The sequence below is a fragment of the Protofrankia sp. CiP1_Cm_nod4 genome, from assembly GCF_982290645.1.
Genome location: NZ_CEVIVC010000134.1, coordinates 1889 through 14019 on the forward strand (window position 1 = coordinate 1889; position 12131 = coordinate 14019).

Annotated in this window: 11 protein-coding genes; 4 read left to right on the forward strand and 7 right to left on the reverse strand. The window is 71.5% G+C overall.

Going from position 1 to position 12131, the window contains the following annotated elements; translation table 11 throughout:
- From AC5LSR_RS19585 to AC5LSR_RS19595, 3 genes are all read right to left on the reverse strand, one after another.
- Positions 1–385: transposase (locus tag AC5LSR_RS19585; RefSeq protein ID WP_493468790.1), on the reverse strand; the 385-nt coding region annotated here is incomplete at its 3' end.
- Between the two features lie 602 nt (positions 386–987).
- A complete protein-coding gene (locus tag AC5LSR_RS19590; RefSeq protein ID WP_250286678.1) occupies positions 988–1209 on the reverse strand; it encodes a hypothetical protein in 222 nt (73 codons plus the stop codon).
- Positions 1206–1826, reverse strand: a complete 621-nt coding sequence (locus AC5LSR_RS19595; RefSeq protein ID WP_250291613.1) for a helix-turn-helix domain-containing protein — start codon at positions 1824–1826, stop codon at positions 1206–1208. The genes AC5LSR_RS19590 and AC5LSR_RS19595 overlap by 4 nt, the downstream gene beginning before the upstream one ends.
- A 192-nt stretch (positions 1827–2018) precedes the next feature.
- On the opposite strand from AC5LSR_RS19595, the gene AC5LSR_RS19600 reads away from it, so the two are divergent.
- The 3 genes from AC5LSR_RS19600 to AC5LSR_RS19610 are packed head-to-tail and all read left to right on the forward strand — an operon-like array spanning position 2019 to position 3057.
- Positions 2019–2435 carry a hypothetical protein gene (locus AC5LSR_RS19600; protein WP_250286682.1) on the forward strand — a complete coding sequence of 139 codons (417 nt, stop codon included), beginning with the start codon at positions 2019–2021 and terminating at the stop codon, positions 2433–2435.
- A complete protein-coding gene (locus AC5LSR_RS19605; RefSeq protein ID WP_250286684.1) occupies positions 2432–2701 on the forward strand; it encodes a hypothetical protein in 270 nt (89 codons plus the stop codon). Before AC5LSR_RS19600 ends, AC5LSR_RS19605 begins: the two co-directional genes overlap by 4 nt.
- Positions 2698–3057, forward strand: a complete 360-nt coding sequence (locus AC5LSR_RS19610; protein ID WP_250286686.1) for a hypothetical protein — start codon at positions 2698–2700, stop codon at positions 3055–3057. The genes AC5LSR_RS19605 and AC5LSR_RS19610 overlap by 4 nt, the downstream gene beginning before the upstream one ends.
- Positions 3058–3213: 156 nt before the next feature.
- Here AC5LSR_RS19610 and AC5LSR_RS19615 read toward each other — a convergent pair whose 3' ends face one another.
- Entirely contained in the window at positions 3214–4185 is a 972-nt protein-coding gene (locus AC5LSR_RS19615; protein ID WP_250291615.1) for a DNA-processing protein DprA, read from the reverse strand.
- A gap of 399 nt (positions 4186–4584) precedes the next feature.
- On the reverse strand, positions 4585–9627 hold the full coding sequence (gene pglW / locus AC5LSR_RS19620; RefSeq protein WP_493468791.1) for a BREX system serine/threonine kinase PglW: 5043 nt from the start codon (positions 9625–9627) through the stop codon (positions 4585–4587).
- Positions 9628–9833: 206 nt separating this feature from the next.
- Between pglW and AC5LSR_RS19625 the strand changes: the two genes are divergently transcribed.
- Positions 9834–10838 carry a DUF3039 domain-containing protein gene (locus tag AC5LSR_RS19625; RefSeq protein WP_493468792.1) on the forward strand — a complete coding sequence of 335 codons (1005 nt, stop codon included), beginning with the start codon at positions 9834–9836 and terminating at the stop codon, positions 10836–10838.
- 372 nt (positions 10839–11210) lie between these two features.
- Here the strand turns inward: AC5LSR_RS19625 and AC5LSR_RS19630 are convergent, their stop codons facing one another.
- Both AC5LSR_RS19630 and AC5LSR_RS19635 read right to left on the reverse strand, forming a co-directional pair.
- Positions 11211–11651 carry a type II toxin-antitoxin system VapC family toxin gene (locus AC5LSR_RS19630; RefSeq protein WP_250287099.1) on the reverse strand — a complete coding sequence of 147 codons (441 nt, stop codon included), beginning with the start codon at positions 11649–11651 and terminating at the stop codon, positions 11211–11213.
- Positions 11648–11890, reverse strand: coding sequence for a hypothetical protein (locus AC5LSR_RS19635; protein WP_250287101.1), 243 nt, complete (start codon positions 11888–11890; stop codon positions 11648–11650). Before AC5LSR_RS19635 ends, AC5LSR_RS19630 begins: the two co-directional genes overlap by 4 nt.
- Positions 11891–12131: the final 241 nt, after the last annotated feature.

Genomic DNA, 12131 nt, shown 5'->3' on the forward strand with positions numbered 1-12131 from the left:
CGGTGGCACGGCCACGGCGACCGCGGAGCCGGTGGGTGGCCCGGCGGCGGACGTCGCCGACCGCCTTGTTCGCGAGCTGGGCGACGTGGAACGGGTCGACCGCGACCATCGGGTACGGTAGCGCGGCCTGCACGGCCCGCGCGGCGGTCCGGTAGACGGTGGACATGTCGATCGTCACCGCCCGGACGCCGGCCCTCCATGGGGCGGGCCGGGCGGTGATCCAGTCGACGACCGGGGTGGCGGCGCGGCTCTCCACGACCCCGAGCAGGCCATGGCCACCCGTGGCGTCGATCAGAACGCTCTGCCAGCGATCCGCGTCGGTGACAGACCGCCCACTGGTCGGGTCACGGTGCCAGCGGGGACGTCCGCGGCGCTGGTCGTCCAACCCCAGCACCTCCACCGGAGGCAGCGGGCTCGACACCGACCGGGCCGTCTGCGAACCAGGCCGCTGCTCACCTGTGGCCCCGGCGTCAGCCCCGGCCATGGTGGCATCAGCATCCGGACCCGGGGCTGAGGTGATGGTCGTAGTCTGTTCGGTGGTTACGATCCCCGCCGCCGCGGCGACACTGATGAACCCGCCATGCGCGGTATGCCAGCTCACCCCCAGCGCGGCCGCGATTTATCGAGCAAGTACGATCCCTCGGAAATTAGATCGTGATGGCGGCTGCTTGTATCGTTCATGATGTCTATCTTATTCGGGGATGGAAGTCTATCCATCGGTGGTTTTTTGTGCTTGGTAGCTCCTTTGTGATCTACGGGGGTAGATAGAGGCGGAGCCGATGCCCGGCTGCGAGCTTGTCGATCAGTTCGCGTAATGGGTGGAGCGTGGGGGTGATGGGCCAGGCATGGCAGGCGTGTAGGCGTAGTGAGTATCTCGCCCTGCATGGCCCGATCACGGTGCACCATGTCTGAACAGCGCAAACGCCCCGCACCCACCATCCGGAGGGTCGGGGCGCCACTTCCGCTGGGGCGTGTATCCCAGGGCGCTCAGAGTATGCGCTCTGTGGCTTCAGGCGTCAATACGGATACGCCCTGACCGAAGGTCTGCTGGCCGCGGGGGCACATCCCGATTCTCTTGATCGTAGCGAAATGTGCGGGGACGCTGCTCGGCTGCTTCTCGAGGACGTGTGGGTCGATCAGCCCGGCTTGGACAAGCGCGTCGGCGAAGGCGAAGTCCTTCTCACGACCCGCAACCAGCTTCGCGATCACGCAGTCGTGGGGCTCCGGTTGCATGCCGCGTGTGTCCGTCGCCAGTTGGCGCGGAACGCTGTCAGGACTGCCTGTCGGTCCGTTTCCGGGAGGACGCAGGCGAACGGCGAGTTCTGTCGAAGGTCGCGGGCGTGCGGTGTGGTGGAGGTCAGGATCTCCAGCACCACGTCGGGCCCGGCGTCGAGCATGTCCTGCCAGATGGTGAGCCAGTGCCGGGTCACCCCGCTGGGATGAATCTCAAGCAGCCGTGTCAGGTTCTCCCGGGCGGCTTGAAGAACACCGTCCGGATCAGTGACGAGCCGGCCGGCAACGGCCTGATGCAGCCACAGCGAACGGGCCTGGTCGCGGGTCAGTTCGGCCGGGAGAAACGGTGTGAGATCGCCGCGGCGGATGCGGCGATGCGTGCCGACAGTGGTATGCGGCAGGAGGCCCCGCCGGCAGAGATCGACCACGTGCTGGCGCGAGCAGCCGAGCAGTTCCGCGACGTGGCCCGTGGTCAGCAGGTCGTCGTCCGGATCGCTCAACAGATCATCACTCACACGGCCAGCATGCCTCGCAGCCCCAAAAAACGCAATCACGGACGGCGTCACGGTTTCAGGCGGGCCGAGCGGCCCCACAGGGCTTGCATGGTGCCGCGTCCGTAGGGCTCTCGTCCGATCGTTTCGTCAGGATGCCTTGCCGGCGAGGTCGGGGTCCTCGTCGGCGGATCGGGCAAGGCACTAACCAAATGACCGAACTCAGGCGACCACGGCCGTGACCAGACCGAGCAGCGCCGCCACCGACCTGAGCCTGGCGAGGCGGGCGGCGGGGTGCCCGCCTGCTTTACGGACGGCACCCGGGCCACCGCGGACGTCCTGATCGACGCGGACGGCATCCGCTCGGCCGTGCAGGGGCTCATCCGGCCCGGTCGCCCCCGGCCGCGCCACACCGGCCTGCTCGACTTCGGCGCCCGGCTGGACCACACCGGCATCCCCTCGACCTGGGGCCGCATGCACCTGGCGTTCGGCTGGCGGGCTTTCTTCGGCTACCTCGTCTTCGACGACGGCAGCGGCGGCTGGTTCGCCAACCGGCCGAGCAGGGAGCCGACGACCACCGCCGAGGCCCGGGCGGTCGGCGCCGAGGAGTGGCTGCGGGTGCCCGAAGACGAGCGGCTACGAGATATTGTCAAGCAGACGTCGGACCAGCAGACCACTCGCGCCCGTCCCAGAGGAGAGGCCACGCGATGAGACTCGCCAGCCCCGCGCGGCTGCGGGCCAACGCGGCGACGATCCACGAGCTGGGGCGCCGTTACGGCCTGCGTTCCTTCGCGCTGAGCGCGGAGCCCGGAGAGCTCGTGGCGACCTTGGACGAAGGCCGCTCCTACTTCGACATCACCGGTTTCGAAACCGACCTTTCCACGATTATCGACGCCACCGTGGAAGTCGTCCCCCGCGGCCCCGGTGTGGACGTGGAGGAAACCGAATACCTCGACGACGCACGCGGGGCGGCATGACCGCCACCCCCGCTGATCGCGAACGCCGCGAACTTGTATGCCTGCTCGACGCGCGGGCGGCACTGGACCGTGCCCTATCGATCTCTCGTGACGGAATACCGAAAGCAGGCGACGGGCGACTGCTCTCGCTCGCGTACTGCATGCTCACCTTCGGCGAGATGTTGAAGCAGGCCTCGCACGGAAGCGTGACATACGCCTATAGCGGCGCCATTGCGTTACGCGACAAGCTGGCCCACATCCCTCACCGCAAGCTGAACGCAGAAGTACTTGCAGCGTCTGTGGACAGAGCGGTAGCAGAGATCCTCCCCCTCATCCAAGCTCGCGTCCAGGATCTTGATTCGAACGGCAGACCCTGAGGACCGCCAATACGTGCCCCATTGCACGGCAGAATGATCATCTCATAGTCACATCGCTGGAGCGGAACTGCACCCATCGGACATTGCAGAGGAACAGACTTCCTGTTCTGCCGATGAGGTCGCGGAGTGTGTCGAGAGCGGGTGAGCGGGTGACCATCAGACGGTGATCTGGCTGAGAACCGCTTCCAGTTGGCTCGGGCGTTCGGCGAGCTTGTCGACCACGGCTGTCACCTCGGCGATCGACGACGCGACGTAGACGTCGGGACGACCGACGAGTTCTCTGCCCCACTCGGTGCTGTCGACGACGAGATCGGTCAGGATCACCGGCCGGCCGTGGTGCACCGCCATCCGGGCCTGAATGCGGGCGCCGCTGTGTTCGCCCGCCTCGACGACGATCGTGGTGATGCCGTAGCCGGACATCACCGCGTTGCGCATCGGGAAGTTACGCTGCTGAGGCGGCGCGTCCGGCCAGAACTGCGACAGCACCAGCCCTGTTTTCGCGATGCGCTCCTGAAGCCCGCGGTTGGCGGTCGGGTAGCACCTGTTGATCCCGGTGCCGATGACGGCCACGGTGCGTCCACCGCAGGCGAGGGCGGTCTCGTGGGCGGCGGTGTCGATCCCCGCCGCGAGACCGGCAACCACCGTGAGATCCATCGACACCAGCGTGTCAGCGATGGACCTGGCCATCTTCAGGCCCCGCTCCGACGCCTTGCGCGAACCCACGACGGACACGGCCCTGTCATCGGCGAGCAGGCGGCCGCGGGCGAACAGGAACGGGGGAGCCTCGTGGATGTCGCGGACGCGCGCCGGATAGCGCTCGTCGGCGATCGAGAGGAACTCCAGCCCGGCCGCACGCCAGCCACGGACCTCGTCCCGCGCCCGGTCGAGCAGCACGGCATGGTCGTCGTCGCCGAAGAGGCTGTCAGCGACAAGCTGTGCCCGCGCCGCCGTAGCACTCCCGCTCTCCAGCACGGCACCGGCGAGCTGAAGCCAACTGAGCCCGCGCGGCCGCTGCCGAAGCAGCGCGACGAGCTCCGCCTGCTCCTCGATGCCCGGCTCCGCCACGCCGTCAGCGTAGTGGACGCGAGCGCCGCGGGCGGGCAGCCACCCCATGATGCGATCGAACATACATGCGAATATACGTGTGGTCGCTGACAGCTCCGGGAAGCCTCGCCCGTGTCGCTCGGCAGATCATCATTCGCGCGGCCGGCATGCCTCGCAGACCCAAAAAACGCAATCTCGGGCGCCTTCACGGTTTCAGGCGGGCCGAGAGCGCCGGTCAGGTAACCATACGTATCCCTCCTGAACGATGGCACGCTTCGATGGACGTCGGCCGCCAGAGAAGATCGGCGTAATTTTGTCGTTATGTACGCTTTTGCGGCCAAAAAACGTACACAACGACAAACTCTCCTGGATCATGGCCTGTGCGGGTGGTCGTGGATGGGATCCGCGCTACTTGACCGGCGTTCGAGTGGCCCCACCGGACTTGCGTGGTGCCGCGTCCGTGGGGCTCGGTCGGTCGTCTCGTCAGGATGCCTTGCCGGCGAGGTCGGGGTCCTCGTCGGCGGATCGGTGCCGGTTGGTGACCCAGGCGTCGGGCAGGGCGATCCACTCGCTTTCGGTCACCAGTTGGACGAGGGCGCCGTCGAGGCGCGGCGGGCGGGTCGGCTCGGTCGTCGGGCACAGCACCCACAGCGGCCGGCCGTCGGCGCGGGCCCGTTCGGCGAGCGCGAACAGCACGTCCAGCCCGCGGCCGCCGTAGCGGCCGAACACGCCGGCGTCGTGCAGCAGCAGCGGCGCCGGCCGGCCGCCGGGCCCGGTGCGGCCGCGCTCAGTGCGGCCGGGCCTAGCGCCGTCGGACCTAGCGCCGTCGGACCCAGCGCCGTCGGACCCAGCGCCGTCGGACCCAGCGCCGTCGGACCCAGCGCCGTCGGGCCTAGCGCCGTCGGGCTCGGTGCGGCTGGCGGGGGTGTCGACCAGTTCGGCGAGCGGTGGTGCGGCCCGCTCCCAGGCCGTCCGGACGTACTCGGCGAGGTTGCCGGCCTCCCGGCTGCCCGGCTCGGCGGCGTCGGCGCGCAGAATCGTCGCCCAGGTCGGCCTGGGCCGCGGATCGACCTCGGCGTGCAGCGCGTCGAGGAACACGGCCGCGACGTCGACCGGCTCGGCGGCGAACCGGTGCGGCCTGGCCAGCTCCGCGCGGGCGGCCAGATAGTGGTTGCGCCGGACGGTGAGCGCCCGGAAACCGCCGGCCTCGGCGGCGGCGGCGAGCCGCTGCTCGGCGAGTGCCGCGGCCGCCCGGTCGGGGCTGTCGAACACCGTGCGCGCCGGCCTGCTGCCCAGGCCGGTGGGCTGGCGGACGACCGGCGCCGCCCGCGAGCCAAGCCCGGTCGAACCGGTCCCGGTCGAGGAGAGCAGGCCGTGCGGGGGCATGTAGCCGTCGCGGGCCGCGTCCCACTCGAGGGCGAACCCGGCCGCGGCCAGCGGGCCGTCGAGCGCCGGGTGTGCCGGCAGCTCGGTGGCCAGGCCCGGGAAGCGGTTGCGCACCCGCTCGTGGATGGTCGCGACGTCCAGCAGCGGCCGGTCGGGCCGCTCCTCCGGCCCGCCGGGGCTGCCGGGGCTGCCGGGCTCGCCGGGCCGCGGTGGGAGCGCGGCCGGGCGGGTGGGCAGCACGCCGGCCTGGGCCAGGCGCAGCGCCCGGACGAGGCCCAGGTCGCGGGGGTAGATCTCCAGGCGGGCGTTGGCGGCGGCGGTGCGCGACGCGGCGGCGGCCAGCCGGACGAGGCGCTGCGCCTCGAGCGGTGGCAGCCCGGCCAGGCCGGCCAGCCCGTCGGCGGCGGTCCCGGTGCTGCCGCCCGCCAGGCCCGCGTCACCGGCGTCGTCGGCGTCGTCGGCACTGCCCGCGACGGGCCCGGCGCGGACCGCGGCCAGCTCCCGCAGCACGGTTGCCGGGGCGGGCAGCTCCTCGGCCCGCGCGAGCCGGTCCGCGGCCCGGCCCAGGGCGATGGCGTACGCGAAGAGCGCGGGCGCGGCCGGGGTGAGCGGGCCGTCGTCGTCGGTGGCCTCCAACGCGACCAGCGTCCGCTCGTAGAACCTGCGGCGGGCCAGGCGCGGCTCGGGGTCGAGGTCGACGGTCTCCAGCGCGGCCCGGACCACGGCGGCGGCGAGCGCCTGACGTTCGGGCCGCGAGCGCCGGGCGCTGCCGCGGCGGGCGAGCACAGCGGTGACCAGCTCGTCGAAGCCCATCACCCGGCCGGCGCCGCGGAGGATCCCGACCAGCTCGTCGTACACCGAGCGGACCGCGCCGTCGGCGTGCCAGGCCCTGCGCCGCGCGGTCAGCACCTGCGCGATCCGGCCCGACGTCACCCCGACCCGCTCGGCGACCTGCTGCTGCGGCGCCCACAGCGGCACGTCCGGCAGCGTGCCCGCGGCGTCGGGCAGGCCGAGCAGCAGGCGGGTCGCCTCGCGTTCGGTGGCGTTGCGTTCGGTGGCGCCCCGCCCGCCGGAGAGGGCGCGGGGGAGCAGCCGGTCGGCGAGATCCTCGACCGGCATGCGGGCGTAGTCCGGCACCGCGGCCGTCGTCGCGTCGGCCGTCGTCGCGTCGGTCGGCTGCCGCCCGTCCGGCGTCGGCCGCGGCGTGCCGGTGGGGGTGGTGACCGCCGGGGGCGTGGCGAGCGCGCGGCGCCACAGGCGGATCCGGGACTGCAGCTCCTGGCGGGTCTTCGCGCCGGTGCCCGGCAGGCTGATGATCTCCTTGGAGCCGAGCGCCAGCAGCTCGCCGACGGTCGTCGCGTTCAGCCGGTGCGCGGCCGAGACCGCCCGTGGCGACAGGCCCGCGGCCTCCAGCGGCGTGTCGGCGGTGGCCGCGGCGGCGGCCAGGTCGCGGGCCTGCTGGGCGGCCTTCCCGTCGACGGCGTCCGCGGGGCCGGCGGGGCCGGCGGGGCGGAGCCCCGCCGTGCCGGTCGCCGGCCGGCCGTCGCCCGGCGGATACGGATGGACGGTCGGGGCCGGCGGGGTGGAGTCGGCGGCGCGGAAGAGGGCCTGCCAGGCGTCGCGCATGTCCTTCAGCGACGCGAACCGCCGCGCCGCGTCCCGGTCGAGCGCGTGCAGGAAGAAGGAGGTGAGGCCGGCGCGGATCGCCGGGTCGAACGCCTCGGTGGCCACCGTCGGCGGGCCCGTGGTGAACCGCGCTTCGGCGGATCCGTCGCCCCACAGCGGCAGCTCGCCGGAGGCCATCTCGTGCAGGGTGACCGCCAGCGCGTAGCGCTCGGCGTGGTCGTCGTAGGTGGTGCGGGTGCCGGCGCCGAGGAACGGGTCGAGGTAGCGGGGCGTGCCGGCGGTGGTGTCGCGGACGGAGATGCTGGCCAGCGAGAAGTCGATGAGGACGAGCTGGTAGGTGCGGTTCGGCCGGCGGCGGATGACGATGTTGTCCGGTTTCAGGTCGCGGTGGGCGACGCCCTCGCCGTCGAGGTAGTCGACCGCGCCGAACAGGTAGTCGCTGTAGGTCTCCAGCTCGTCGACGGACAGCCGGCCCTCGCGCAGCCGGCGGGCCACGGTCTGCTCGCCGGCGTGGTCGAGGACGAGCACCGTGCGCCCGCCGACGACCAGCGTGTCCGGGCGGGCCAGGCGGATCACCCGGGAGTCGTTCAGCCGGCCCAGCACCGACGCCTCGTGCTCCAGGCGCGCCACCCGCTCGTCGGAGAGGGCGACCTTGAGGACCTCGTCGCGGTTGGTCTTCTCGTTGTGGGCCAGGAAGGCGCGGCTTGTCGAACCGGTGCCCAGCCGCTCCCGGATCCGCCACTCGTCACCGACCAGGTCGCCGCGCTGAGCCTCCAACGGGTCCCGCTCCGGCCCGGGCTTCGGCCCGGCCTGTCCCGCTGTGGGCGGGCCTGCCGGCGGGCCGCCGTCCGCGGCACTGCCGCCGGGTGCGGGCGCCGGGACGTCCGGCCGGGTGAACTCGTCCTCGACGAGCAGCAGCCAGTCGAGCAGCTCGCCGACGCTGGCGAAGCGGTCGTCGGGCAGCGGGCGGGTCGCCTGCGCCACCAGTTCGTTCGCCGTCTCGGACAGCGAGTCGACGACCTCCGCCGGCTGCAGGCCGCCGGACTGCTCCAGCCGCGCCTTCAGCGCGTTGGGGCTGTCCGCGGGCGGCTGGCCGGTGAGGATCAGGTAGGCCAGCGCGCCCAGGCCGAAGACGTCGATGCCGACCGGGTCCGGGTAGGGGGCGCCGATCTCGGGCGCCAGGTAGCCGGCGGCGGCCAGCTCCAGATGCGGCAGGAACCGGGCCGCGGGCTCCACCGCCAGCTCGCGCGACGTCTTCGTCAGCGCGCCCGTCAGCGCGCTCGTCAGCGCACCGGTGCCCGAGCCCGCGTCGCGGGCCGCCGCCTGCCAGTCGCTGATCATCAGCCTGGGTGCGAGCCAGCCCTGCCCGCCGTTGCCGTCGCCGTTCCCGTCCGCCGCGCGGCGGCCCCGCGGCACGACCAGGACGCTGCGGGCGGCCAGCGCCCGATGGTAGAGATGCCGGCCGTGCGCGTAGGCGACCGTCTCGACCAGTTGACGGATCATGGACAGCCGGGTGCCGGCGTCGAGGCGGCCGCCGTACCGGTCGAGATAGTGGTCCAGGCGCATCTCGCCCGGCCGGTGACGGAAGATCAGCGCCGGGCCCGCCTCGTGGCTTTCCAACCCGTCGACCTGGACGATCCCCTGATGGCTGATCCCGTGCAGCACCAGGAACTCGCGGCGGGCGGTTGCCTCCCGGTTCGCCCGCTCGGCCTCCCCGGCGGCCCGCTCGACGAGGTAGATCCGCACCCGTCGCCGCTCGGAGGCGACCTGGGCGTGGGCGGCATGGTAGTCCTGCCAGGTCGGGCCGGAGTCGAACGCCGGGAACTCCAGCTGCCAGGAGCCCACCCGCTGGTGGCGTCGGCTGCGGGCGATCCCGGCCGCCGGCAGCAGCTTGGCCAGGGCCTTCGACAGCTCGGGGGTGACCCGCTGCCGCTCGTCGCGCAGCGGCGCGTCCAGCAGGCCGGACCAGATCGACGGCAGCGCCCCGCCACCACCACCGCCACCACCGTGCCTGCTGGCGCTCTGGCCGGGGGCGTCGCCCGGGGTGCCCCGCTCGGGGCCGAAGACCCAGTGGAGCTGGTGGTCGGGGAGCTCGGCCCGCAGGGCCGGGTTCGACAGGAAGACCGCCGGCTGGATGAACGGGATCCTCGTCCGGCTCGCGCGGCCGGCGTTCTCCAGCAGGGACCGTAGCTCCTTGGACTTCTGGTTCGCCAGGTGCAGCGGGTTGTCGAAGATCCGGGTGTCGCCCGAGTCGCGGTGCTGGGTCCAGTTCGACCCGGACGCGGTCAGCCGGCCGACCAGGCTCTTGATCTCGATGAGGTAGACGCCACCGCGGGCGACGACCAGCAGATCGACCTCGCGGATGTGCCCGGTGGCCGCGGTGAAGGTGAAGTTCGACCAGGCGCGGTACGGCTCGGCGTCCGGCAGCAGCCGCCGGACGTGCTCCAGCGCCTCCCGCTCATGCGGGAACTGCGACGGCGTGACCGTCTCCCACCGGCCCTGCCCCTCGCGCACCCCGTCCCCCTGCCGTGCCCGCTATGTCTCCACCCGTGACACTAGCCCACACCAGGCCAGGGCCGGCAGACGGGAACACCTGATCCCGGCCAGCGGACGGCAGCCGCCGGAGCGACGTCCGTGGCGGCTGCCGCGGAACTTGTCAAGATCTTTGAGGCAAGATTCTTTGCGAACTAGCCTACTTCTGATCTTTGTGTGATCTTTGTGTGGGGACAACCTCCGATCTTTCAGGCACGCCCTCGTCGGCCGGTTCGCTGTCCTCGCCGGGCCGCGTGCCGCCCGACCACGCCGTCACGGCCCGCCTTCGACGACATCCCGGGCCCCGGCACCTTCCCGCGGGAGCGGGCGCGGCCGCCACCGCCGATGGCCTCACCCTCGGCGCTCTCCCGGACGAGGTCGTCCAGGATGTCGATGACCTTCTCACGAAGCTGCGGTTCCTGGAGATCAAGACAGCGCAGTGGCGAGGAGGCGTCTGGGAGGATCGCGTAACCGGCGTCCACTGGCTGCTGGTCGCTGGGCTGGCCAAGGGCGAACACCAGGACCACGACGACTTCTACATGCGGGTCAGGCGGGAGAACGACGTCGGCGGCCTGCACCGTTGGCTGCCCACCTCCGAGGACCAGCGCCTCCTCCGACAGGAGACTGCCGCGCGGCTCCTTACCGCATGGGAACTCGCCGTCCAACGACAGATGCTCGACGCGCTCCGCGAGATCCAAAGCGGCGGTTCGACCCGCATCGACATCCCACATCCGCGATCAGACGAGGGCAGGCTCGCGAGACTCACCCTCATCGTCACACCTGTGCGCGAGCCCGGCTACGAAGCCGACGAGATCGAACTCGAGGTCGTCCCCCTAGCGGCCTACGCCGGCAGCAGTCTGTCGTGGCAGCTCACCGTACGAGCACTCATCAGCCTGAGCCCTCCCGAACAGGGCTGGGACCGCTGCAAGAACTCCTACACGAACATCGCCGAGCCAGGCGCCTGGACCATCTGCGTCGCCGAACTCGAGAAAATCGTCACCGCGCATGAGCTCGCGGAGTCCGAACCCGGTCGCCACAGCCACTACACCCACCGCGAGCACCTCGCGGGAAACACGATCGAGGGCCATGCCGTCCGTGCACTGTGCGGAGCCTTCTTCGTACCCACGCAGAACCACGAGAGACTTCCGCTCTGGCCGCCCTGCCAGGAACGATTCGTCGAACTGGCGGACTAGCCAGCCCGTGCAGATTTAGGGCAGCCTGCTTGGCCCCCCGCCGGCTCCGGTGCCGGAACGGCAGATCGTCCGGGTCTGGTCCGGGAGCGGATGGGATGATCGCGCTCATGGGACCCGGCGGGGTGTGGGGTTACCGGGCTCGTGGCATCGACAGCTCAGCCTGGTACTTGTGATCCGCTATGGCGTCAGGAAGCGGTGCTGGAGGGTGGGCGGCGACGGTGAACGTGCGTTGCGCGACCCGTAGCCGCCGGAGGGCCGAGCCTCCTGGAACCCTTGGCGGTGCGGCTGGCTGCGGTCCCGGCATGATTCCTGAGCGTGCGTGTGGGGCGTGGGGGTTCGGCTGCCCCGCCGGACACTCTCGTCCATACATGATCATCGATGTGTGGTGGCTGGATCGAAGAAATCGAGGCCGGGGAATCTGGCGAAGCCCCGGTCCGTGGTGGCGAGCCGGCAGCCGTGGGATATGGCGAGGGCCGCAAGGTAGGCGTCCGGCACGAGGTTCCCGCGGATGCCCTGGTCCTGGGAGACATGGGTGCCGAGCACGTCCCAGGTGGCCGGGGTCGCTGTCAGGGGCCGGCCACGCGGGGCTGTCCGTAGGCGGTTGACGAACCGCAGCGCGTCGGCGGTGGGTGCCGGGTCGGCGAGGATGCGCGGGTTGGTGACGATGCGGAGGAATCCGGTGAGGCAGTGGTCGGTCAGGGCGAGTTCGTCCCGGCCGCCTACTGTCGCGGTGAGCCAGGACGCGTAGGTGGCGTGGTTCTGCGCCTCGCGTCGGTAGGCGTACACGAGGACGTTGACGTCGGGCAGGATCATCGCCGGCCGTCGGCGTCCAGTGCCGCCCAGAGCGCGCCGCGGTCGGTGACGTCGACGAGGAACCGGCCCTGGGGGTCGCCGTAGGCGGGGAGCGGGTCGACGTGTACCGGCTGCTCGCCGCGGGCCAGGACGCTGCGCAGCCCCTCTTCGACGAGGCTGGTGAACGTCCGGCCCTCGGCTCGGGCGCGTTCCTTCGCCGCCTCTGCCAGGGCGTCAGGCAGGTTGATGGTCGTTCGCATACATACGAGCATACCGGGCTATGCGCTGGTGCATATCCTGCGTGACAGCGAGATGGTGACGGTCGCCTGTCTGGTGGGTGGCACCCGCGTCACCAGGAGCCGGTTGTAGGCGTACTGCTGGCCTGCTTGTCGACCTGAGTTTCACGGTCTCATCGAACAGGTGTTCACGCGTCGAGCTGTCCGCCGAGGAATCGTCAAGCGGACAGCCCGGACCGGACGTCGTCGCAGGAGTGGGTACGGG

What these genes read in the sequence shown, in the direction of transcription:
- AC5LSR_RS19605 (WP_250286684.1), top strand. Translation starts at nt 2,432, where the DNA reads ATGAGACTCGCCAGCCCCGCGCGGCTGCGGGCCAACGCGGCGACGATC.
- AC5LSR_RS19610 (WP_250286686.1), top strand. Translation starts at nt 2,698, where the DNA reads ATGACCGCCACCCCCGCTGATCGCGAACGCCGCGAACTTGTATGCCTG.
- AC5LSR_RS19615 (WP_250291615.1), bottom strand. Translation starts at nt 4,185, where the DNA reads ATGTTCGATCGCATCATGGGGTGGCTGCCCGCCCGCGGCGCTCGCGTC.
- AC5LSR_RS19630 (WP_250287099.1), bottom strand. Translation starts at nt 11,651, where the DNA reads ATGATCCTGCCCGACGTCAACGTCCTCGTGTACGCCTACCGACGCGAG.
- AC5LSR_RS19635 (WP_250287101.1), bottom strand. Translation starts at nt 11,890, where the DNA reads ATGCGAACGACCATCAACCTGCCTGACGCCCTGGCAGAGGCGGCGAAG.